The sequence below is a fragment of the Streptomyces sp. NPDC004838 genome, from assembly GCF_053600955.1.
Genome location: NZ_JBSGAW010000036.1, coordinates 38,346 through 59,342 on the forward strand (window position 1 = coordinate 38,346; position 20,997 = coordinate 59,342).

Below are 20,997 nucleotides of genomic sequence, written 5' to 3' on the forward strand. Positions count from 1 at the left end.
AACGGGGCGAATAACGGGCCAGAGTCGGGAGCATGGAGAAAGACGCGGGCGACGAGTCGTCCCACCGGCCCGCGAGGGGCGAACGTGACACCGGAGGGGCCGCCGGCGGGCTGTCCCGCCTCACGGCCCACGTGCCCGGACTGGGCCTCACCCTGGCGATCGCGCTTGTGGCCACGGTGATCGGCCGGTTGTTCCCCGTGGTCGGCGGGCCCGTGTCCGGCTTGGTGATGGGCGCGCTCCTCGCCGCGCTGCACCGGCCGGGCCCCCGGCTGCGGCCGGGAATCGGCACCGCCGCGAAACCCGTTCTGCAACTCGCCGTCGCTCTGCTGGGCGCCCAGCTCTCGCTCACCCGGATACTCCACGTCGGCGCCGGGGCGCTGCCGGTCTTGGTCGGCTCGCTGGCCGCCTGCCTGCTCGCCGCATATGCGGTGGGCCGCCGGCTCCGGCTGGGCGGCGAGCTGCGCACCCTCATCGGGACGGGCACCGGGATCTGCGGCGCCTCCGCGATCGCCGCGGTCACCCCGGTCATCGGGGCCGCGGGCACTCAGGTCGCCTATGCGATTTCCACGGTCTTCGTTTTCAATGTCGCTGCCGTTTTCGTCTTTCCCGCACTGGGCCATCTGATCGGAATGGATCCGCAGGCGTTCGGTGTGTTCGCGGGGACCGCGGTCAACGATATGTCATCGGTCGTCGCCGTCGCCTCCGCATACGATCCATCAGCGGTCGACCAGGCCGTGGTGGTAAAACTCACCCGCACCCTGATGATCATTCCTATTTGTCTTGGACTTGCGTTTCTCGTAGCCCGGCGACGATTTGCCGCCGGGCCGGACGCATCCTCAAAAAGAATTCGCCCGATGAAACTGGTGCCCTGGTTTCTCGTGGCATTTCTGCTGGCGGCGGCCGTCCATAGCGCGGGCCTCGTCCCCGCTGCCGCGGGCCGAGCTCTCGGTGAACTGTCGGCGTTCCTCATCACCGTCGCCCTGTGCGCCATCGGACTGTCGACCGACTTCGCGGGCCTGCGCCGAGCCGGTTTCCGGCCGCTGCTCCTCGGCGCCTGCCTGTGGGCGACCGTCACCTCGTCCACCCTTGCCCTTCAGTACGTCACCGGCTCCCTGTAGCCACCGGGTTCCCCGGCCGTCGGACCCGCCGGACGGCCTGCTCCCGGCCGTCTGGACGCACAGGCGGGGACGGCGCTCGTGGGCCCGAGGCCCCCGGCGTGGCCGCGAGCAGGTCCGCGGCGGGCCCGGTGGGGGAGTGCCCGGGGGACCAGATCGCGCGGAGGGCCCGGCGCAGTTCCACGCCCTCGATCTCCACCGAGACCAGTCGGCGGTCGGCGAGATCGGTCCGTACGGCGAGTTCGCTGATCACCGCGGGTCCGCTTCCGGCGATGACCGCGTTGCGCACGGCCGTCGCGGATCCGAGTTCCAGCAGTGGGCGGGGTGCGCCCGCGCCCGCCCCGCGCAGTGCGAGGTCCAGGGTCTCCCGAGTGCCCGAACCGGGTTCGCGCAGCACCAGTGGCGCGGCGGCGAGTTCCGCCGCGGTGAGCGGACGGCTGCGACGGGACCAGGGATGGGCCGGGGCCACCACCACGAGCAGACGATCCGACGCGACCTCCCGGGCCGACAGTCCCTCCGGGGCCCGTGGTGACTCGATGAACCCCAGGTCCACCGCTCCCGTGCGGACCAGTTCCGGGACCTGTTCGCTGTTGGTGACCCGGAGTCCCACGTACAGCGCGGGCCGTACGCGGCGCAGAGCGCGGATCCAGCCCGGTACCAGGCACTCGGCGATCGTCATGCTCGCCGCGATCCTCAGCTCGGCGTCGCGTGCGACCCGCAGGGACTCGACGCCGGTCAGCAGCCGCTCCTGTTCGCGGAGGATCCGCTGGGCCCAGCCGGCCACGGTGCGGCCCGCGTCGGTGAGCCGCGATCCGCGCCGCGTACGCTCCACCAGGACCAGCCCCAGCCGCCGTTCCAGTGTCGACAGCCGCTGGCTCACCGACGGCTGGGCGACACCGAGCCGCGCCGCCGCCCGGCTCAGGCTGCCCAGGTCACCGATCAGGACGAGCATGCGCAGCGACTCGGGATCCGGCAGCGGCGTCCTGGCCGCGTCCGTCCGGTCAGGCCCGTGGCGGCCCGGCCCGTGGTGGTTCCGGCCACCGTGGCCCGCGCCGTCGTGGTCCGAGCCTTCGTAGTCCGGGCCTTCATGGTCCGGGCCATCGTGGTCCGAGCCTTCATGGTCAGGGCCGTCGTGGTTCGTCCGGGCCGGTGCCGTGTGTACCGTCATCGGTCGGCTCCTTTCGCTTCTCTGCGGGGCTCCGGCGGAGGTCGGTGCGGGCGCGTCGTCGGCGCGATGCCCGAGGCGGGAATCCGCGGCGGTGCGCGCCTCCCGCGCCCGCCCGGTCACAGCACGGCTGGGTCGAGATCGAGCGTGGTGCGGTCGAGCGACCTCAGCAGCGCCCACCGAGGTGCCGCCATGGGCAGTTCGTACCGGTAGAAGTAGCGTGCGGCGAAGCGCTTCCCCTCGTAGAAGGGACCCTCCTTGCCGTCGGTCGCGAGCAGTTGTTCCAGCCAGATCCAGGCGATGACGAGATGGCCCATGGCCTCCAGATACGGTGTCGCGTTGGCCAGTGCGGTCCTCGGGTCGCCGTCGCGCCACAGCTCGGCGGTGACCTCCAGCGCCTCGGTGAGATGCCGGTCCAGTACGTCGGCGAGACGGGCGGCCTCGCCTCCGGCGGCGCGAGCGCCCGCGACCGTGTCCCGGATCGCGGCGGCCAGCAGCTGGAGGGCCCGGCCGTCGTCGCGTACGGCCTTGCGGCCGAGCAGGTCGAGAGCCTGGATGCCGTGCGTCCCCTCGTGGATCGGGTTGAGCCTGTTGTCCCTGTAGAACTGCTCGACGGGGTGGTCGCGGGTGTATCCCGCTCCCCCGAGGACCTGGATGGCGAGGTCATTGGCCGTCAGACACCACTGGGACGGCCAGGACTTGACGAGTGGAGTGAGGATCTCCAGGAGATCGTGCGCGTCGGCCCGCGCCTGCCGCGTCTCCGCGGTGCGCACCTCGTCCACGAGCCTCGCGGCGTACAGGACGAGGCCGAGAGCGCCCTCGGCGTACGCCTTCTGCGCGAGGAGCATCCGGCGGACGTCCGGATGTTCGACGAGGGGCACGGGCGCGCCGCCCGGTTCCCTGTCGCCCAGTCTCCTGCCCTGTGTGCGGCTCCCGGCGTAGTCGAGGGAGTGCAGATAGCCGGTGTATCCCAGGGCCATCGCCCCCGAACCCACGCTGATCCGCGCCTCGTTCATCATATGGAACATCCGGGCGAGCCCTTCGCCCTCCGCGCCGACGAGGAAGCCGACGGCCCCCGGTGCGCCCCCCGGCAGCCAGGCGCCCTCACCGAAGTTCAGCAGCGTGTTGACCGTTCCCCGGAAACCCATCTTGTGGTTGAGCCCGGCCAGCGCGACGTCGTTGCGCTCACCCGGTCCGCCTGCCTCGTCGGCCAGGAAGCGCGGGACGATGAACAGGGAGATGCCCTTGGCCCCGGGGGCGGCGCCGGGGGTCCGGGCGAGCACCAGGTGCACGATGTTCTCGCCGAGTTCGTGATCGCCGGCGGAGATCCACATCTTGGTGCCCGTGAGCCGGTAGGTCCCGTCCGGCTGCCGGACCGCGCGGGTGGTGATGTCCCCGAGCGACGAGCCGGCCTCGGGCTCGGACAGGCACATGGTCCCGAACCAGCGGCCTTCGACGACCGGCCGGGCATAGGTGTCCACCTGCTCCCGGGACCCGTGGGCCACCATCAGGCCGGCGTTCCCCTCCGCCAGGAACGGATAGGCGTAGGCGCTCGGGCAGGCCGCCTGGAACCAGGTGGAACACGCGGCGCGTACGACGAAGGGGAGTTGTACTCCGCCGAGCGCGTGATCGAACACCGCGGCGGAAAGCCCGGTCTCCTGGTACGCCCGTACGGCGTCCGCCACGCCGTCGGGCAGGACGACCTTGCCGTCGGCGTCCATGAACGGCTCGTTCAGATCCGTGACGCGGTTGACCGGAGCGAACTTCTCCGCCGCCACCTGCTCGCTCAGCAGCAGTACGGCCTCGAACGTGTTCCGGTCGTGGTCCCGGAAACGCTCGCGCTTGACGAGCGTGTCGACGTTCAGCCACTCGAACAGGCAGAAATCGATGTCCCGCCGGGACATGATCTTCGACCGTGCCATGGGAGTGGGTCCTTTCTTCGCTGGACTGTGTGCGGCGCCCCGGACGGTGCCCGGTGGCTCGGACGAGGACGCGCGCTTTGTCGTATGGCCTTGTTCGCGCGGCACGCTTCGTACGGCTTTGCGGGTGCGGCTTGGTGCCCGAGGCACGCTCTGTGCGGCCTCCTTCGTAGCGCACCGATGGATGCCGGTCGCGGTCCTCTCGGCGCCCGCGCTCCCGGCGTGCCGCGCCGATCGCCGTCCGGGGGCCGGTGCTCAGGGTGCGAGGCGCACCCGCCGTGCCCGGCGGCGCACTTCGGCCCGGTCGATGGCCTGTTTGAGCAGCTTGCCGGTCGATCCCCGCGGCAGCGCCGGCACCGTGTGGTAGAGCCGCGGCTGTTTGTACGAGGCCAGGCGCTGGGCGAGCCACCCCCGCAACTCCTCGGCCCCGACGGCCTGGAGCGGATCCAGGACGACCACGGCCGCGACCTCCTCCCCGAGCCGTTCGTCCGGTACGCCGACGACGGCCGCCTCCCGGATCGCCGGGTGCTCGTAGAGCACTTCCTCGATCTCGCGCGGGTAGACGTTGTAGCCGCCCCGGATGATCATGTCCTTCTTCCGGTCGACCACCCAGAGGTAGCCCTCCTCGTCCATCCGGCCCAGGTCGCCGGTGAGGAACCAGCCGTCCCGGGTGGACTGCGCGGTCGCCTCCGGATTGCGCCAGTAGCCGCTGGCGACCACCGGCCCGCGGACGGCGATCTCGCCCACTCCGCCGTGGGGGAGCGGCTGCCCCTGGTCGTCGAGGATCGTGACCTCGAGTCCGGGTAGTGCCTGGCCGACGCTGCCGTCCCGCACCTGCCGGCCGGGCCGGTTGAACGCGGCGGCGGCCGAGGTCTCGCTGAGCGCGTAGCCCTCCAGGATGGCCGTACCGAACCGCTCCTGGAAGGCACGCCCGACCTCCAGGGGCAGCGCGGCGCCCCCCGAGGCGGCCAGGCGCAGCCCGGCGAGCTGTTCCGGGCGTACCGGTGAGTCGGCGTGCAGCATCTCGTTCCACATGGTCGGGACGCCGGAGACCACGGTCAGCCGGTGTTCGGCGGCCATCCGCAGCATCGCGGCACCCGAGAAAGGGTGGAGCAGGGAGACCGACGCGCCCGCCTGCACGGCCATGAGCAGCACGGCGACCTGCCCGAAGACATGGAAGAGCGGCAGCGCCGTACCCACGCGGTCCTCCGCGTCCAGCTCCAGGACTTCGGCGTAGATCGCGGCGGCGGCGCTGAGATTCGCGTGGGTGAGCACCGCGCCCTTGGGCCGGCCGGTGGTTCCCGACGTGTACAGCAGGACCGCGGCGTCCGCCTCGTGCACCGGGTGGACGGGACCGGCGAGGACCTGGGGCCGTGGCCCGTCGCCTCCTTCCGCGAGCGTCCAGAACCCGACACCGGTCGCCGCCGCGGCCTCGCGCAGCGCGTCGGGCGTCTCGCGCCCCGCGACCGCGAGTTCGCAGCCCGCGTCGCGCAGGAAGTACTGGAGTTCGGCGCTGGTGCACTGGGGGTTGACGGTCACGGCGACCGCGCCGTGGGCAAGGATGCCGAGGTAGGCGAACACGAACTCCGGCCCGGTCGGAGCGACGAGAAGCACCCGGCTGTCCGGCCGCACTCCGGCCTCGCTCAGCCTGGCGCGGAACGACTCGGCCTGTCCGGCCACTTCGGCGTAGGACCACACCGAGTCGCCCGCCCTCAGGGCCGTGGCCGCGGGACTGCGCTCCGCGTGCCGCCAGACGGGTTCCACCGCGTTCGTCATCGGTGACCCGCCCCGGGCACTCCCGCGGCGCGACGGCACCCGGCCGCTCGCCCACGGGACACGCGTACGGAACCGCGTACGACCGCTCCGTCCGATTCACTGCAAACCTTGATCACGGGTGGCACGCTCCGTTCACTCTCGGCTCGCCATTGACCGTCGCCGACCGGCGGCCCGGCGCGGATGCTCGGGTCTCCCGGTGCTGAGGACCGGCCCGGCGGGTGGCCGCCGACACAGCTCTATGCAACATCTCTGATAATGATGCATTCGTCGTGTCCGGAAATCCGCGGGCCCGTCGCTGGTCAGTGGTCCACGGTTCCAATATCTCCTCGCGCCCCCCGTTTGTGCAACCTATTTACTAGATGTTGCAAAACGAGTACTGTCGGGCTCTGTTACTTAACGTAAGGATGCGCCAGGGAAGGACCCGATCATGACCGCACACCTGAACGAAGCCCCGCCGCGCGGCGAATCACCGGGCCCTGTGGAACCCGCGATGTCCCCGAGGACGGACCCGCGCACCGACCCCCGCCTGATCCCCGCGCTGACCGCACATGGCCTGGACGCCGCCGCCGCCCCGCCGCCCGTCGACCGCCACGCCACCGCCGAGAGCCGGACGGAGTTCGTGGCGGCGCTGCACACCGCTTTCGAGGGGCTGTACGAGGCGCTGCCCAATGAACTACCCGGCGACGACGCCGCCGTGGTCGACTGCGAGACACGCGCCATCCCGGGCGTGGACGGCAACACCATCACGCTGCGTATCTACCGCCCGGCGGGTTCGGACGGCCCCCTGCCGTGTGCCGTCTACTTCCACGGCGGTGCCATGACCCTGCTGGAGGCGGACAACAAGGTGCACCGGCGGTGGTGCCAGGACCTCGCGGCCGCCGGGATGGTCGCGATCGGAGTCGACTTCCGCAGTGCGTACACTCCCTCGGGACCCCATCCCTTCCCGGCGGGACTGGACGACTGCACCAGCGCCCTGGACTGGATCCACGCCAACCGTGACGCGCTCGGCATCAGCAGTCTCGTCCTGCAGGGCGAGTCCGGCGGCGCCAATCTCGCCCTGGCCACCACGCTGAAGGCCAAGCGCGACGGACGGCTCGGCGCCATCGACGGTGTATACGCCACCGTGCCGTACATCAGCGGCGCCTACGGGTGGCCCGAGTCGCGCAAGCGCGCCGAACTTCCCTCCCTGGTGGAGAACGACGGCTACTTCACCAACTGCGCCATCCTGGACCTCCTGGTGATCAGCTACGACCCACTCGGCGCGCATGCCGAGGACCCGCTGTGCTGGCCCTACTTCGCGACCGAGGACGACCTCGCGGGTCTGCCGCCGCACGTCATCGCGGTGAACGAACTCGACCCGCTGCGCGACGAGGGGATCGCCTACTACCGCAAGCTGCTGCGCGCCGGCGTTCCGGCGGTGGGGCGGGTCAACCTGGGTCTCGTCCACGGCGCCGACCTGATTTTCCGTCAGGCCGTCGCGGACGTGTACCGCGCGACCGTAAGCGACGTCAAACGCTTCGCCGACAGCCTGGCTTGACCGACGCCGGTCGACGCGCCGGGGCCTCCGGGGGCCCCGGCCTCCGGCCACGTGGCCCGACGGCCGCTCGGTCCGGTCCGCAGACCAGCGCACCCGCCGAGGCGCCCGCCGACCCGCGGTTTCCGCGCGTGTGAACGGGTCCCGCCGGTGACCGTTCGGCTCGCAAGGGCGGCGGAGTGTCCGTGTCGCCGGAACAGTTCCAGAAGGCGGCGGCATCGCCGTGCACCCGCGTCCGCGGCGAAGACGGGAACGTCGATACCGCGCGACCGTGCTTCTCCGCTCATGCCGGGGCCGGCTGCCGTTTCCCGGGTGCGAACGGCCGCCCGCCGACCGCGGCGGAGGCGCACCCGCTGAACAGATACAGCAGGATGCCCATCCGACCCATCGCACGGCCCACCGGTCCACCGGCCCACCGCCGGGACCGCATGGCTGATTCCTGGCGGATGCCGGCTTTCAACGCCCCTTTCAGGGGTGGGACTTGAGCGGGGCCAGCAGCGGAGAACGGGCTCGACTCACCGTGTGGGCGCACCCGTCCGAGTCGGCGTGGGCCGAACTCTCCGGGCGGTTCCCACGACCCGTTCGCCATGGCTGACCAGCTGTTCCGATCCCGGCGGGGCCACTGCGTCGGGCACTCGGGACCACGGCCCCCGGGGTGCGGAGCCGCCCCAGGGGGCCGTGCGACCGGCCTCACCTGCCGGGGGCAATCAACGGCCGCGCTTCGGATCGCCTCCGGCAGAGAGTTGAGAACAAGCCATTGACGCGTCTCGCAGTCGCGTGCTTGAGTTTGTCACCAGCTGATGTAACTAGTTACATTCATCTGGAGGTGACGCTGCCATGAAGAGATTCGCCTGCCTGGCGCTCGCGCTCGGACTCACCGCGACCCTGGCCGCCTGCGCGTCGACGAGTACGGGCGAAAGCGCGGGCAACGAGCTGATCATCGAGGGATACGGCGCGGAGTACCAGGACATCTTCGAGAAGGAGATCGCCAAGCCGTTCACCGAGAAGACCGGCATACAGATCAGGTACACGGCCGCCGGTTCGGCGTCGGAACAGTACGCGGCCATCCGGGCCGCCGACGGCGACCCCGGGTTCGACCTCGCCGTCATGACCAGCCTTGAGCTGTACCAGGGCAGCCGGGACGGACTGCTCGCCCCGGTGACGTCGAAACAGGTGCCGAATCTGGCCCACGTGCCGCGGAAACTGCTGGAGAAGACCTACGGCGTCGGCGCGATCCAGGAGGTCCAGCAAGTCGTCCTGATGTACCACCGTTCCCGCTTTCCGAAGCCGCCCACGAGCTGGCGGGCGATGTGGGATCCCAAGTACCGCTCCGGCACGCTCATCTTCAACCCCGCCAACATCCTCGGGGTGTACGCGATGCTCAGCGCCGCCGAGCTGGACGGCGGGGGGATCGACGACACCGACCCCGGCTTCGACCGGATCAAGGAGCTGGCCGGGCACGCCCTCGCCACCCCGCAGGCGTCGGCGGGAGCCGTGCCCTACATGGAGAAGGGCACGGCGACCCTCTTCCCCTATCTGGACGGCCGCGCCGCGATCTACTCCAAGACCACCGACTACGACTACACGGTGCCGAGCGAGGGCACCTACGCGTCGCTCGGTTCGCTCGGTGTTCCGGCCAAGGCGACGAACAAGGACGCGGCGTACAAGTTCATCGACTACTGGCTCTCCGACGAGGTGCAGCGACGCTGGGCGCTCGCCTACAACGTCGGACCCGCGGTCACCGGCCTCCGGTTCCCCGCCGACTTCGCCGCCAAGCACATCACCACGGCGGAGAAGCTCGAGAAGATCAAGATCGCCGATCCGGAGACGGTCACCCAAAACCGCACCGCCTGGGCCCAGCGATGGGCGGAGGCCGTGCGATGACGGCGGCTGTGGCGAACGCGCCCGCCGGCACACCCGCGCGCAAGCGGTCCCGGCTGCCGTGGCTCAGTCTGCCCGCGACGGTGTGGGTACTGGCGGTCTTCGCCGTCCCCACCGCGATCCTGCTCGCCAGCAGCGTGCTGACCTACGACGGTGCCGAGGTGACCGGCCCGCTCACCACCGCGAACTACGGCAGCCTCTTCGAGGACGGCTACTTCCGGTCGGTGCTGTGGGACACCGTCTGGATGTCCGTGGTGGTGGGCGCGGTCTGCTCGGCCGCCGGGCTGCTGGTCGCGCACTTCGTCGTACGGTCCGGATCGCGGTGGCGCACCCTCGTCCTGCTCGTCGTCGTGTCGCCCCTGGTGTCGAGTGTCGTGGTCCGCACCTACGGCTGGCTCGTGCTTCTCCAGGACGACGGCCTGGTGAACAAGATGCTGCTCTGGACCGGGCTGACCGGCTCGCCGGTCGCGTTCATCGGATCGACGTTCGCGGTGATCGCCGGACTCGTCCATGTACTCCTGCCGTTCGCGGTGTTCACCGCGATGTCGAGCGTGCAGAGCGTCGATCCCGTCCTGGAGCGCGCGTCCCGCGACCTCGGCGCCGGACCCGTCAGCACCTTCCTCCGGATCACCCTGCCCCTGATCCGCCCCGGCCTCATCGCCGGCTTCATGCTGACGTTCGCCATCAGTCTCGGCGCCTACGCAGCTGCCGCGGTGCTCGGCGGCGGCCGGGTGCAGACACTCGCGACCCTGGTCCGCGAGCGCATGGTGGTCAGCCTCGAATGGGGGCAGGCGGCCGCGGTCTCGGTGGTCATCCTGGTGGTGGGCGCGCTCACGGTCTCCGCCCTGCTGCTGGCCGGCCGCCGGTCGCGGAAGGAGATGTGACGATGCGTTTCCGACCCTGGATACTGCTGCGCGCCGTACTCCTCGCACTGGTGATCGCCTTCGTGGCCGTGCCGATGGTCGTCGTCGTCTGGACCTCCGTCCAGCCGGACACCTACCCCGCCTTCCCGCCGAGCGGCCTCTCGCTGCGGTGGTGGGAATCCGCGCTGACCCGCGAATGGCTGCTGCCCATGGCCCTGTCCGCCGAGATCGCCCTGGGATCCGCGGTGTGCGCGCTGGTGGTGGGCACGGCAGCGGCGTACGCCCTGGCGCGTGGCCCGGTCCGGGGCCGCGCCGCGCTGGAGGGCTTCCTCGCCACCCCCTTGCTGCTGCCGGAGATCGTGATCAGCCTCTCCGTCGTCCAGCTGATCTCCATGCTCGGCGCACGCGGGTTCATCGGCCCCACCCTGCTGGTGCTGACCCACGCGCTGATCGGCATCCCCTTCGTGCTGCGCACGGTGGGCGTCAGCCTGGTCGGCATCAACCCGCTGTGGGAGCGTGCCGCCCGTGATCTCGGCGCCTCGCCCTGGCGCACGTTCACCACCGTCACGCTGCCGCTGATGCGGTCGGGGATGTTCGCGGGCGCGCTCTTCGCCTTCATCGTGTCGTTCAACAACGTCGAACTCTCGCTCTTCCTCACCTCGCGGGACGCGACCACCCTGCCCATCCGGCTACTCCAGTACATGGAGTTCCAGTACTCGCCGACCCTGGCCTGTGTCGCCGTGACCAGCGTCGTCGGCATCTGCGTCATCGCGGGCGCGGCGTCCCGGTTCGTCCGCCTGACCGAGTTCATCCACGGAGGTACCAAGTGACCGTACGAGCAGACGCCACCGAGGAGCCCGCCACACGACCCGGTACCGGCGGCTACGCCGTGACCCTCCGCGCGATCCGCAAGCAGTTCGGGTCCGCTGTCGCCGTGGACGACCTCGATCTCGACGTGCGCCCCGGAGAGTTCCTGACCCTGCTCGGCCCCTCGGGCTGCGGGAAGACCACGACGCTGAACATGGTCGCCGGCTTTCTGACACCGGACGCCGGACGGATCCTGCTCGACGGCCAGGACGTCCACCGGTTGCCGCCGGACCGGCGCGACACCGCGATGGTCTTCCAGCAGTACGCGCTGTTCCCGCATCTGACCGTCGGCCAGAACGTCGGCTACGGACTGCGGATGCGCAAACGCCCGAAGGACGAGATCCGGCTCCGCGTGGCGGGCGCGCTCGAACGCGTCGGCCTCGCCGGATACGAGGACCGCATGCCCGGCAGGCTCTCCGGCGGGCAGCAGCAGCGCGTCGCCCTGGCCAGGGCCATCGTGGTGCAGCCGAAGGTGCTCCTGTTCGACGAGCCGCTGTCCAATCTGGACCTCAAACTGCGCGAACAGCTCCGCCTGGAGATCAAGCACCTTCAGCGCGAACTGGGCACCACCTCGATCTTCGTGACCCATGATCAGACCGAAGCGCTGGTGATGAGCGACCGGATCGCGGTGATGCGGGACGGCCGGATCGAACAGCTCGACACGCCCGACACCATCTACCGGGAACCGGCGAACGCGTTCGTGGCCGGATTCATCGGTCAGTCCAACCTCGTCCCCGGTGTGTGCACGGAATCCGGACCCGGCCTGTGCACCGTTCGGCTGGCCACGTCGGACGTACTGCGCGCACGGCACGCCGGAACCGTGACGGAGGGGGAGGCGGTCCAGGTCCTACTCAGACCCGAAGCACTCCGTCTGGGCGCCGTCGACGCCGCGACGCCGCTCACCGGCCGGGTGGCCGAGATCGTCAACGAGGGCAGTCTCGCCACCGTCGTCCTGGAGATCACCGGCTCCGTCCGGCTCCGCGTCGCCGTACCCGATCCCGGCGCGGCCGGTCTCCCCGCACCCGGCGACGAGATCGCCGTGTCCGTACCCCCGGGTGCCGCACACGCGCTGCCCGCGGACCAGTGAACAACCGCACCCACAGAACCACAGAACCAGAGGAGAGGAATCACATGGCTGAGCGAGTCGTCGTCATCGGCGCCGGAGTCTACGGCGCCGCGGTGAGCGCCGAACTGGCACGGCGCGGCGCCCACGTCACGGTCGTCGACGCGAGCGCCCCGGCGGGCGGCACATCGGGAGCGACCTTCTCGTGGACCAACTCCTGCGGCAAGCAGCCCCGGCCGTACCACGACCTCAGCGTCGCCTCGATGGAGATGCACCGAAAACTCGCCCACGACGTCCCCGGCAGCGACTGGTACCACGAGGGAGGCAACCTCGAATGGGGCGGTGACGACGACGCGTGTGAGCGCTTGCGCCGCAAGGTCGCCACAGTGTCGGAGTACGGATACGAGGCACGATGGCTCACGCGCGCCGAGGCGCTGCGCCTGGAGCCCGATATGAACCCCGCCGAACTGCCCGCCGACGAGATCGCCTACTTCCCGGCCGAAGGCTGGATCGAGCCGACCCGGCTGATCGCCCATCTGCTGTCCACCGCGGAGGCGGAGCGGATCTGGCACGACGCGGTCACGGCCATCGACGTCTCCGGCGGCCTGGTGCGTTCCGTCCGGCTCGCCTCGGGGCGGCAGTTGCCCGCCGACGCGGTGGTCGACTGCGCCGGCCCGCGAGCCGACCACATCGCCGGCCTCGCCGGGCTGGACCTGCCCATGCGCAACACCCGCGGTGTCCTCGTCTACACCTCACCGGTCGCGGTCTCCACCTCCCGCGTCGTCCACGCCCCGCGGGTCCATCTGCGGCCGGACGGCGCCGGACGGCTGCTTCTGCACACGCATGACATCGACAGTGCGGCACAGGTCTCCGACACCGGAGAGACCATCGTGGAGCAGGCCGCGGTCGATCGGCTGATGGAAGCCGGACGCACGCTCTACCCCGGACTGCGCGCGGCGAGCGTGGAGAGCGTACGGGTGGGCGAGCGGCCGATTCCCGGTGACGGCCTGCCGGTCCTCGGCCGGGCGCCCGCACTGCCCAACTTCCACTTCGCCGTCTCCCACAGCGGCGCCACGCTGAGCCTCCACGCCGGCGCTCTCGTCGCGGCCGAGGTACTGGGCGAGGACCGCGCCGAAGAGCTGGCCGCGTTCCGCTTCGAGCGATTCTGAGGAGACATCGTGCGTACGACTGTCCTGCACGGCTGCGATCTCGTCGACGGCACCGGCAGCGACCCCCGGAACGGGGTCGACATCGTGATCGAGGGCGCGGCGATCCGCGAGATCGTGCCCACCAGGCCCACGGAAACGTACGGCACCGTGGACGAGATCGTCGACGCCGCGGGCGGCTTCGCCCTACCGGGCCTGATCAACAACCACACCCACGGCACCGCGTACGGACCGCTCTTCCCCAGCGGTCACGAAGGACTCCCGCCCGAGCAGGTGCGGGCCAACCTCGACCGGCATCTGCTGGAGGGGACGACCACCGTGCTCTGCGTCGACGGCTTCGTCACCGCCGACGCGGCCGCGAGGACCGACGAGGACCACCCGGTCACCGTCAGACTGGCCTCCTGCAACACCCCGGCCTGCCTGCGGGCGGCGACCATCGCCGACGGGGGAGGGCTCACCGACGAGAACCGCGCGTTCACCGCGCGCCGGGCGGTCGACGCGGGCGCCGTCGCCCTCGGTGAGATCGGCGCCGGGCACACCCTGGGCGGCGGTGGGGCCAGCTATATGTACATCCCGGCCGAGGTGACCAGGCGCACCGGGGTGACGATCACGCCCCGGCAGGCGGACGCGCTGAAGGTCTCCGTGCTGGGCCGGCACATCTCGGCCCCGTCGTTCGACCGGGACACGGCGGAAGAGGCGCTGGTGGCGGCGGGGCTGGCCGGCAAGCTGTCGGTCGAGGAGATCCGCGACATCGTCTCGGACATCGTCCTGCCCGCCTTCGACATCGCCCTGCGGGGGCTCTCCGAAGCGGCGGAGTACGCCCAGCGGGCCGGTGTGCCGGTGCTGGTGCACAACGCGGCGGCGTCGATGACACAGGTCGCCGCGATCGCCAGGACCGGCGTGCGGCTCATCGCCGGGCACTCCAACCATTCGAGCTTCGAGCTGCGCGAGGCCCTGGAACATGCCGAACGGCTCAAGGAACTGGGGGCGATCGTGGACGTCTCCACCCTCGACACCTTCGGCGCACGACGGCTCACCACCGGCCCGGAACTGCTCTACGCCATGTTCGAGGCCGGGCTCGTCGACACCATCTCGACGGACTACGCGGGCGGTCACCACGACCCGATCCTGCTCGCGATCGACCGCGCCACCAAGGCCGGCGTGGTGCGTCTTCCGGCGGCGGTCGCCATGGCCACCGCCAACGTCGCGGACGCCGTCCCCGGGGTGGCACCCCGGCGGGGCCGCGTCACTCCGGGCGCGATCGCCGACCTCGTCCTGACCGACCCGGCGGAGCTGCCGCGGGTGCGCACTGTCATCATCGGCGGTGAGATCGTTGTCCGTGAGGGCCGGCGTGTCACCGCCTGACCGCAGCGGAGGGAAGGGACGGACGGTGAAGCGAACAACCATCGGCGACGTCGCGACCGCGGCAGGGGTATCGGTGGCGACCGTCTCACGGGTGCTCAACGGTGGCGCGGTGAAAGAGGCGACCGCGACCAGGGTGTGGGACGCGGTCACCCGGCTCGACTATTCGCCGAACGCGCTCACCAAGGGCGTCTTCGCCGGGCGTTCCAGCACGGTCGGGGTGGTCATGGGTGATCTCAGCAGCCCGTTCTATCTCGACCTGATGCGCGGGATCGACGAGGTCGCCGCCGCCAACGGCAGCCTCGTCCTGTTCGCCAACACCTTCCTGCGTCCCGACCGCGAACTCGCACAGGTCCAGGCCATGGACGAGCAGCGGGTACGCGGCCTGATCGTCACCGCCAGCGAGTCCACCGACGACCGGACGCGCAGGATGGCCACGGGGGGAACCCCGTGTGTCGTCGTCGCGCGCTCGGTGCCGGATCCGCCGCCCGGACTGCACTCGGTCAGCCTGGACAACGTCGCGGCCGGCCGGATGATGGCCGGGCATCTGGTCGCGTGCGGGCGGCGGTCGATCGGGGTGGTCACCTCCGGGACACGGCCGTCCCAGCTAGGACGGACCGAGGGACTGCGGCAGGGGCTCGCCGAGGCGGGTCTGCCGCTGCCCGAGGACGCCGTCGCGACGGTGGCCGTCAACGAGGACACCGGTGAGGCCGTGGACGCCCTGCTGGCTCGCCGCGTTCCGCTGGACGCGATCGTCTGCCTCACCGGACTGCGCACGGTCGCCGTCCACACCGCGTTGTCCGCCCGCGGGCTCTCGATCCCGGACGACATCGGGTTCCTGACGATGGACGACTTCTCCTGGGGCCCGGCCCTCGGTATCACCGTGGTCGCGCAACCGTCGTACCGGATGGGGAAGCGCGCGGCCGAGCTGATCGTCGAGAGCCCCGACCGGCCGGTGCAGCAGCGATTCGAGCCGCGGCTCGTCGCCCGCACGTCCTGTGGCGAGAAGGGGTGAGCAGGAGCGGAAATCCGCTCAGCGGCGGAGCCGTCCGAGCCGGCCACCCGCTCGCATGGGTGGCCGGCCCCGACCGGTGAATTCCGTGCCCGCGGCGGTCATGACCTCATCCGCCCGCATCGGGCGGACGAGGACAGCCAACCGGCGAGGGCCCGACTCCCCACCGGCGCGGCGGCGCGCGGCGGAGGACCCCGCCTGCTCCAGGCCCATGACGCTCGTGATCAGAAAGTCTAGGAGGCAGGGCCCACAGGCGGCTCTCCCGGAACACCGGACCCGCGGGCGGGCGGCACGATGGGGCCCGAGGGCTCCGGCGCGGGGGGTACGCCCTCGTCGGGCAGCAGTTCGTCGAAGCCCTGCCAGCCCCGCCAGCCCCAGACGTCTTTCATCAGGTCCGCCTCCACCGGTATGAACCGGCCGATCTCGAAATCGTCCGCGTCCAGGTCGAACCATCGCTCGTCGACGACCTCGGTCCCCATTCCGATGGTCCGTGCGGTAAGTCTGACCAGGAGCTTCGCACCACGCGACGCGGAGAGGTCCTTCCCCTGGATCTTCTGGACGGGTAACCGAGGGACGGGCGCCTCCACGGGAATCCAGACGGTGAAGGGCGCACCGCGCTCCACCGCGAGCCACGAGCGCTCGTCGGCGGGCTCGCCCTTCTCATCGAGGACCTTCAGCCACTTCTTGTAGATCACCAGACTTCCGTCGTTCGGGGACGGCTCCAGAAAGCGCAGATGGGCCCTGGCGCGGAGATCGACGACGGAGAGATTATCGAAGCGGTTGTAGAACCGGACGGCGAGGATGGCGTGGTCGCTGGTGGCGTGGAGACGTGCGTAGCCGGGGAAGTCCGCGGCCCACGCGTGCGACACGCTCACGCGCCGCCGCCAGATGAACGCCCGTAGCGCGAACAGCTTGATCAGTACGATGCCGAGCAGTACGGCGGGCACCAGCGCGCCGGTCAGGGAGGCGACGGTGGCCAGCGACTGCTGCATCACGCTGCCCTCGCCGGGATTGAGGTTGTCCGTCCCCACGCAGGCCCGCAGGGCTTCCAGCGAGAGATTCAGCAGCGCGTCACCGTCACTGAACCGGTCCTTCACGCCCTTCGACGACTTCTCGGTGAGGGTCCACACGGCGGCGATGGCGACAGCGAGCGTCATCAGCCCTCCGAGTGCCATCAGCATGAGGGCGTGGACCGAGTGCCCGGCGATCCACCAGCGAACCGATGTCCGATATCTGGGATGAGACCTCCGCCACCCCGACCACACCCCCAAAGCGACCCAACTCCCCTGTCGATCAGACCGTGTCGACTCGTTGAGAGGACTTCATGCCCGGCCCCGCATCCCGCCAATCCGAGCCGGGCGGCGCGTCCCGTACGCTCGGCGCGGGTAGAGCTTGAATGCGAGTTCCGCCCGTACTCGAACGACACACCGTGAAGCACCACCGTGGAGGGCGTCTCCTGTGACGAATCGAAGCCTCGCAGTGCTGGGTCTGGACGGAGTACCGGCCAAGGAGCCGTTGACCTACCCGGGCCGCCCCGCCACCGAGCCGTCGCTGCTCACCGGGGATGAACTACTCCCGCTTCAGGTCCGCCGGAGCAGGCTGGGCGAGTGGCCCGTCATGGAACAGACACCGGGCCAGAGCCTGGACGACGTCCTCAGCCAGCTGGGCCAGGCGCCGACCGGCCGCCGGCACCCGGTGATCTCGGTGGGTTCCAACGCCTCCCCGGGGCAGGTGAGCCACAAGCTGACACGGCTCGGCATCCCGGCGGCCGTACCGATGGTGCCCGTACGGGTACGGGGCATCGGTGTCGGATGCTCGGGACACATCAGCCCGGCCGGCTATGTCGCGGGCACCCCCTATGTCGACCGAGAGGCGGAGACGGTACTCGTCGTCACCTGGCTGGATTCGACCCAGCTCAAGGCAGTGGACGACACCGAGTTCCCCGACTACCGGCGCGCCATCCTGCCGGGCGGCGAGTTCCCCATGACGATGCCCTCGGGGGAGCGGCTCTCAGGCGCGTACATCTACTTCAGCGCCCACGGAGTACTGGCGGGCCCGGACGGAGGCCCCCGGCCCGGCGGTGGCGACCAGGCCGAACTGCTGGCGGACCTGCTCTCCGCCTCCTCCCGGCTGCGGGAGTTGCTGGGGCCCGACCCCCGGACATGGGTGACCCGGGCCGGCGCGGACCGGTCGCTGCGCGAAGAGGGCACCGCGATCTTCGGCCGGGAGGAGTGGGTTCTCTCCCAGACGGACTTCCTGCCCTATCTGGACGACTCCGCCGAACTGCGCCTCTATGACGATCTGCCGCCCCTCGGTGATTCTCTGCGCGCGTGAGGAACCGTTCCGGGCGGGTTCGGCGGAGATCTCAGATGGCGATGGTGACCAGGGCCGCTGCCGCTTGATCACCTCGGTCTGGAAGAGGCCGATCGGTCGAGGCGGCGACACCGGCCTTCTCCAAGCGCTCGGCACCCGCTACGCCTGGGGCGAGATCTGGGCCGGCGGCACCCAGGACCGGCGCACGCGGCCGGGAGCGGCCCGTCTGAGGCGATTGTCGCCTCTGCGGAACGGACTCTCACCCCGGACCCTTGACCGGATCTCCTGGTCATGGGGCCAGGCCGGCGTAGGCGGCCGACGCGTCAACGGATGACGACCCGTCTGCCGTCACTGGGCACACCAACGGAGGGCCGCCCGACGAAGGTCACTCGGCGTGGTGATCCACGGAAGGCGTGGTGATCCACGGAAAGTGAGCCGGAATCAGATCTCTCGTGAACATCCGCGGGCCTCGAGAGCGGTGGCCGCCGCTTCGCCCGGGTCGGCCTCTCTACCAGGCGCTCTGGAGGCGCGTAGCGTCGACGGCGGTACGGGCCTGGTCGGCCAGCTTCCGTGAATCCCGCTCCTCACTCGCCCACGCCACATACCCGTCGGGCCGGATCAGAGCCGCTGTCACCGCGGCCCAGTGCGGGCGGTCGCCGGCCCGTGCGCAGTGATGACGCGTCACGAGCCATGGCCTGTCCTCGACCAGAGCGGGCCCCTGGGCGTCGCGCAGGTCGGTGAGAACGTATCGACCGGGCCCGAGCAACCCGAAAAGGCCGGCTGCGCCGTCCGTGAACGCCAGGTCGGGGGCCCGGTGCCCGACGAGCAAATGCGCACCTGCCGCGGAAGGGGGGTAGTGCACGTGCAGCCCCGACAGCCGTTGTGCCAAAGTGAGTTCGAGCCCCGGCTGCTCCGACATCAGTTTCGAGAGCAGCGAGCGCAGGGCCTGTCCCTGCGGCGAGAACGCCGTGAGGAGTGCGGTCTGGGCCTCCGTGTGTTCCAGGAGGTCCGCTCCGACAGGGCGACGCTCATGGTGGTAGCTGTCCAGCAGCCCGTCGGGTGCCCAGCCGTCGAGTGCGGCCGCGAGTTTCCAGCCGAGGTTCGTGGCGTCCTGGATGCCGACATTCATGCCGACCCCTCCGGCGGGGAAGTGCTGGTGCGCCGCGTCACCGGCGACGAAGACCCTGCCCTTGCGGTACCACCTGGCGAGACCGGTTCTGTTGCTGAAGCGGGAAAGCCAGGTGGGGGAGTGCATGCCGAAGTCGGTGTCCGCGGCCGACAGGGTGTTGGCGCGTAGTTGCTCGAGGCGTATCCGTGCGGATGTCCTCGGGAATGACGCCCACGATTCGGTGCACCCCGCCCGGCAGCGGAACGACCATGAGCAGGCCGTCCGGGGTGGACTTCGCCACCACTTTCTCCTCGGGCGGGGAGTCGAGGACCACGTCTCCGAGGAAACCCAGCACAGTGTGCTCCCGGCCGTCGTAAGGAATCTCCGCGGCGGCTCGGACGGTGCTGCGCACACCGTCGCAGCCCACGACGTACTGTGCGCGAGTGGTGTACGGGCCGCCGGGCCCTTCCACCCCGACGGTGACTCCGTCTTCCTGCTCGGTGACATCGGTGACCCGGTGTCCCCGGCGGATCGACGCCCCACGGTCAAGCGCCACGGCTTGCAGGAGGGATTCGGTCCTGGCCTGGACCAGCGAGAGGGTGAAAGGGAAGGGCGTATCCAGTCGGTTGAAGTCGAGGCGGTGATCCAGCACGCCGAAGTGGCCCGTTGGAATCCTCACGGCTTCGGAGAGGAAAGGCTCCTCGACCCCGCGACTGGCGAGGATCTCGATGGTGCGGGGGTGGATCGTGAGCGCCTTCGACTTCGGATCGGGCTGCGAGCGGGGCTCGAACACCGTCACCGACACGCCGGCCAGACCGAGTTCGGCGGCGAGCCACAGTCCTACGGGTCCGGCACCTGGTGTACGTCGACGCCTTCGCCCCCCTGACCGGCGAGAGCGCCTTCGACCTGCTGCCGTGGCTGCGGGACGCGTTCCTCCCCGGGCAGGGGAAGCCGGAATGGCAGGTCGCCCCCATGTCGTACGGGGCCCTCGGGGTGAACGACCCGGCCGACGTGGCCTGGGCCGACGGGAAGACGACGCCGATCGCCCGCAGGACGCACGAGGAGAAGCTCGAACCCGGCAGTGAGCAGGCCCTCGCGAATCTTGAGGTCACCTACATCCACTGCTCCGGTCAGCCGTTCTTCGGCGACACCGCGCGACGCTGCGCCGAGCGCGGATTCCGGGTGCTCGACTGGCCCGAGTGCGGTCACGCCCCGCTGCTGACCCACCCGAAGAAACTGGCCGCCGAACTGCTGTCGATCGCGGCCTCCCGACCGCGCCCGGTCGGCGGATCCGCCGACCCCGTCGAAATGCCGTGAGAAGCGAGGCCGTCATGACGGTGACACGAACCAACCCCGAGGGCGTCTTCGCCCTTCCCGAACTGATCACCCAGGTGGTGTCCGTCGCAGGCGGAAGCCTGGTGCATCTGTCGGGACAGATCGCGTGGGACGCCCGGGGACAACTGGTCGGCCCCGGCGACCATCTGGCCCAGGCCCGGCAGATCGCCCGGAACCTCGACGCCTGTCTGGCCTCGGTGGGGGCGACCCGTGCCGATGTCGTGTCGGAGACCGTCTATGTGGTCGACTACGAACCCGCGCTCGCACCGGGCATCCTCGGCGCTCTCCGGGCCGGGAACACCCCGCCCGCCAGTACGTTGATCCCCGTGCCCGCACTCGGCTTCGACGGCTATCTGGTCGAGGTGACGGTGGTGGCCGCGGTGCCCGCGCCGGAGCCCGCGACCTTGGCCGGGTGACTCCGGCGGGCCCGCGCTCCGGGCTTCCGATGCCCGGCGGACCCGCCGCCGAGCACGGGCGCCCCGCCGTCCGAGGAAGCCGGCGCCTCCCGGACCGGACCT

17 protein-coding genes and 1 pseudogene are annotated in these 20,997 nt (G+C 70.6%); 12 read left to right on the forward strand and 6 right to left on the reverse strand.

The genetic code is table 11. The annotated features are described in order from the left end of the window. The first annotated feature begins 32 nt into the window (after positions 1-32). Positions 33-1,118: a YeiH family protein gene (locus tag ACWEFL_RS31490; RefSeq protein ID WP_451719191.1), complete on the forward strand. Its 1,086-nt coding sequence runs from the start codon at positions 33-35 to the stop codon at positions 1,116-1,118. Here ACWEFL_RS31490 and ACWEFL_RS31495 read toward each other — a convergent pair. The 3 genes from ACWEFL_RS31495 to ACWEFL_RS31505 all read right to left on the reverse strand — a co-directional run bounded on the left by ACWEFL_RS31495 (position 1,102) and on the right by ACWEFL_RS31505 (position 5,975). Continuing rightward, positions 1,102-2,067, reverse strand: a complete 966-nt coding sequence (locus ACWEFL_RS31495) for a LysR family transcriptional regulator (protein WP_451719307.1) — start codon at positions 2,065-2,067, stop codon at positions 1,102-1,104. The two genes, ACWEFL_RS31490 and ACWEFL_RS31495, sit on opposite strands and share 17 nt — an antisense overlap. 332 nt (positions 2,068-2,399) lie before the next feature. After that, positions 2,400-4,202, reverse strand: a complete 1,803-nt coding sequence (locus tag ACWEFL_RS31500; RefSeq protein ID WP_451719194.1) for an acyl-CoA dehydrogenase — start codon at positions 4,200-4,202, stop codon at positions 2,400-2,402. A 252-nt stretch (positions 4,203-4,454) separates the two neighbouring features. Then, positions 4,455-5,975 carry an AMP-binding protein gene (locus tag ACWEFL_RS31505; RefSeq protein ID WP_451719200.1) on the reverse strand — a complete coding sequence of 507 codons (1,521 nt, stop codon included), beginning with the start codon at positions 5,973-5,975 and terminating at the stop codon, positions 4,455-4,457. A 427-nt stretch (positions 5,976-6,402) separates the two neighbouring features. On the opposite strand from ACWEFL_RS31505, the gene ACWEFL_RS31510 reads away from it, so the two are divergent. The 8 genes from ACWEFL_RS31510 to ACWEFL_RS31545 all read left to right on the forward strand — a co-directional run bounded on the left by ACWEFL_RS31510 (position 6,403) and on the right by ACWEFL_RS31545 (position 15,726). Continuing rightward, positions 6,403-7,512: an alpha/beta hydrolase fold domain-containing protein gene (locus ACWEFL_RS31510; protein ID WP_451719203.1), complete on the forward strand. Its 1,110-nt coding sequence runs from the start codon at positions 6,403-6,405 to the stop codon at positions 7,510-7,512. A gap of 834 nt (positions 7,513-8,346) precedes the next feature. Continuing rightward, complete coding sequence (locus ACWEFL_RS31515) at positions 8,347-9,393, forward strand: extracellular solute-binding protein (protein ID WP_451719206.1); 1,047 nt, start codon at positions 8,347-8,349, stop codon at positions 9,391-9,393. After that, complete coding sequence (locus ACWEFL_RS31520) at positions 9,390-10,274, forward strand: ABC transporter permease (protein WP_451719209.1); 885 nt, start codon at positions 9,390-9,392, stop codon at positions 10,272-10,274. The genes ACWEFL_RS31515 and ACWEFL_RS31520 overlap by 4 nt, the downstream gene beginning before the upstream one ends. A 2-nt stretch (positions 10,275-10,276) precedes the next feature. Continuing rightward, entirely contained in the window at positions 10,277-11,083 is an 807-nt protein-coding gene (locus tag ACWEFL_RS31525; protein ID WP_451719212.1) for an ABC transporter permease, read from the forward strand. Then, positions 11,080-12,207: an ABC transporter ATP-binding protein gene (locus ACWEFL_RS31530; RefSeq protein WP_451719215.1), complete on the forward strand. Its 1,128-nt coding sequence runs from the start codon at positions 11,080-11,082 to the stop codon at positions 12,205-12,207. Before ACWEFL_RS31525 ends, ACWEFL_RS31530 begins: the two co-directional genes overlap by 4 nt. After that, the gene (locus ACWEFL_RS31535) at positions 12,204-13,352 is read left to right on the forward strand and encodes an NAD(P)/FAD-dependent oxidoreductase (protein WP_451719218.1); all 1,149 of its coding nucleotides are present in this window, start codon (positions 12,204-12,206) and stop codon (positions 13,350-13,352) included. The genes ACWEFL_RS31530 and ACWEFL_RS31535 overlap by 4 nt, the downstream gene beginning before the upstream one ends. 9 nt (positions 13,353-13,361) lie before the next feature. Further along, the gene (locus ACWEFL_RS31540) at positions 13,362-14,714 is read left to right on the forward strand and encodes an amidohydrolase family protein (RefSeq protein ID WP_451719221.1); all 1,353 of its coding nucleotides are present in this window, start codon (positions 13,362-13,364) and stop codon (positions 14,712-14,714) included. Positions 14,715-14,739: 25 nt separating this feature from the next. Next, entirely contained in the window at positions 14,740-15,726 is a 987-nt protein-coding gene (locus ACWEFL_RS31545) for a LacI family DNA-binding transcriptional regulator (RefSeq protein ID WP_451719224.1), read from the forward strand. A 230-nt stretch (positions 15,727-15,956) separates the two neighbouring features. Here the strand turns inward: ACWEFL_RS31545 and ACWEFL_RS31550 are convergent, their stop codons facing one another. Next, positions 15,957-16,880: a hypothetical protein gene (locus tag ACWEFL_RS31550; protein WP_451719226.1), complete on the reverse strand. Its 924-nt coding sequence runs from the start codon at positions 16,878-16,880 to the stop codon at positions 15,957-15,959. Between the two features lie 301 nt (positions 16,881-17,181). Between ACWEFL_RS31550 and ACWEFL_RS31555 the strand changes: the two genes are divergently transcribed. Further along, positions 17,182-18,057, forward strand: coding sequence for a hypothetical protein (locus ACWEFL_RS31555; protein ID WP_451719229.1), 876 nt, complete (start codon positions 17,182-17,184; stop codon positions 18,055-18,057). 487 nt (positions 18,058-18,544) lie between these two features. Here the strand turns inward: ACWEFL_RS31555 and ACWEFL_RS31560 are convergent, their stop codons facing one another. Together ACWEFL_RS31560 and ACWEFL_RS31565 are read right to left on the reverse strand one after the other, a co-directional pair. Beyond that, positions 18,545-18,955 carry an aromatic-ring hydroxylase C-terminal domain-containing protein gene (locus tag ACWEFL_RS31560; RefSeq protein WP_451719310.1) on the reverse strand — a complete coding sequence of 137 codons (411 nt, stop codon included), beginning with the start codon at positions 18,953-18,955 and terminating at the stop codon, positions 18,545-18,547. Positions 18,956-19,090: 135 nt separating this feature from the next. Continuing rightward, positions 19,091-19,949 (reverse strand): annotated as a pseudogene (locus ACWEFL_RS31565) (FAD-dependent monooxygenase); the annotation flags it as partial. 53 nt (positions 19,950-20,002) lie between these two features. On the opposite strand from ACWEFL_RS31565, the gene ACWEFL_RS31570 reads away from it, so the two are divergent. Continuing rightward, positions 20,003-20,461 carry a hypothetical protein gene (locus ACWEFL_RS31570; protein ID WP_451719232.1) on the forward strand — a complete coding sequence of 153 codons (459 nt, stop codon included), beginning with the start codon at positions 20,003-20,005 and terminating at the stop codon, positions 20,459-20,461. A gap of 14 nt (positions 20,462-20,475) precedes the next feature. Continuing rightward, positions 20,476-20,895 (forward strand): RidA family protein, encoded by a 420-nt coding sequence (locus ACWEFL_RS31575; protein ID WP_451719235.1) that lies wholly within the window; start codon positions 20,476-20,478, stop codon positions 20,893-20,895. Positions 20,896-20,997 lie beyond the last annotated feature (102 nt).

Coding starts and splice junctions, on each gene's coding strand:
- ACWEFL_RS31490 (WP_451719191.1), top strand. CDS start 33: ATGGAGAAAGACGCGGGCGACGAGTCGTCCCACCGGCCCGCGAGGGGC.
- ACWEFL_RS31495 (WP_451719307.1), bottom strand. CDS start 2,067: ATGCTCGTCCTGATCGGTGACCTGGGCAGCCTGAGCCGGGCGGCGGCG.
- ACWEFL_RS31500 (WP_451719194.1), bottom strand. CDS start 4,202: ATGGCACGGTCGAAGATCATGTCCCGGCGGGACATCGATTTCTGCCTG.
- ACWEFL_RS31505 (WP_451719200.1), bottom strand. CDS start 5,975: ATGACGAACGCGGTGGAACCCGTCTGGCGGCACGCGGAGCGCAGTCCC.
- ACWEFL_RS31510 (WP_451719203.1), top strand. CDS start 6,403: ATGACCGCACACCTGAACGAAGCCCCGCCGCGCGGCGAATCACCGGGC.
- ACWEFL_RS31515 (WP_451719206.1), top strand. CDS start 8,347: ATGAAGAGATTCGCCTGCCTGGCGCTCGCGCTCGGACTCACCGCGACC.
- ACWEFL_RS31520 (WP_451719209.1), top strand. CDS start 9,390: ATGACGGCGGCTGTGGCGAACGCGCCCGCCGGCACACCCGCGCGCAAG.
- ACWEFL_RS31525 (WP_451719212.1), top strand. CDS start 10,277: ATGCGTTTCCGACCCTGGATACTGCTGCGCGCCGTACTCCTCGCACTG.
- ACWEFL_RS31550 (WP_451719226.1), bottom strand. CDS start 16,880: ATGACGCTCGCTGTCGCCATCGCCGCCGTGTGGACCCTCACCGAGAAG.
- ACWEFL_RS31560 (WP_451719310.1), bottom strand. CDS start 18,955: ATGTCGGAGCAGCCGGGGCTCGAACTCACTTTGGCACAACGGCTGTCG.
- ACWEFL_RS31575 (WP_451719235.1), top strand. CDS start 20,476: ATGACGGTGACACGAACCAACCCCGAGGGCGTCTTCGCCCTTCCCGAA.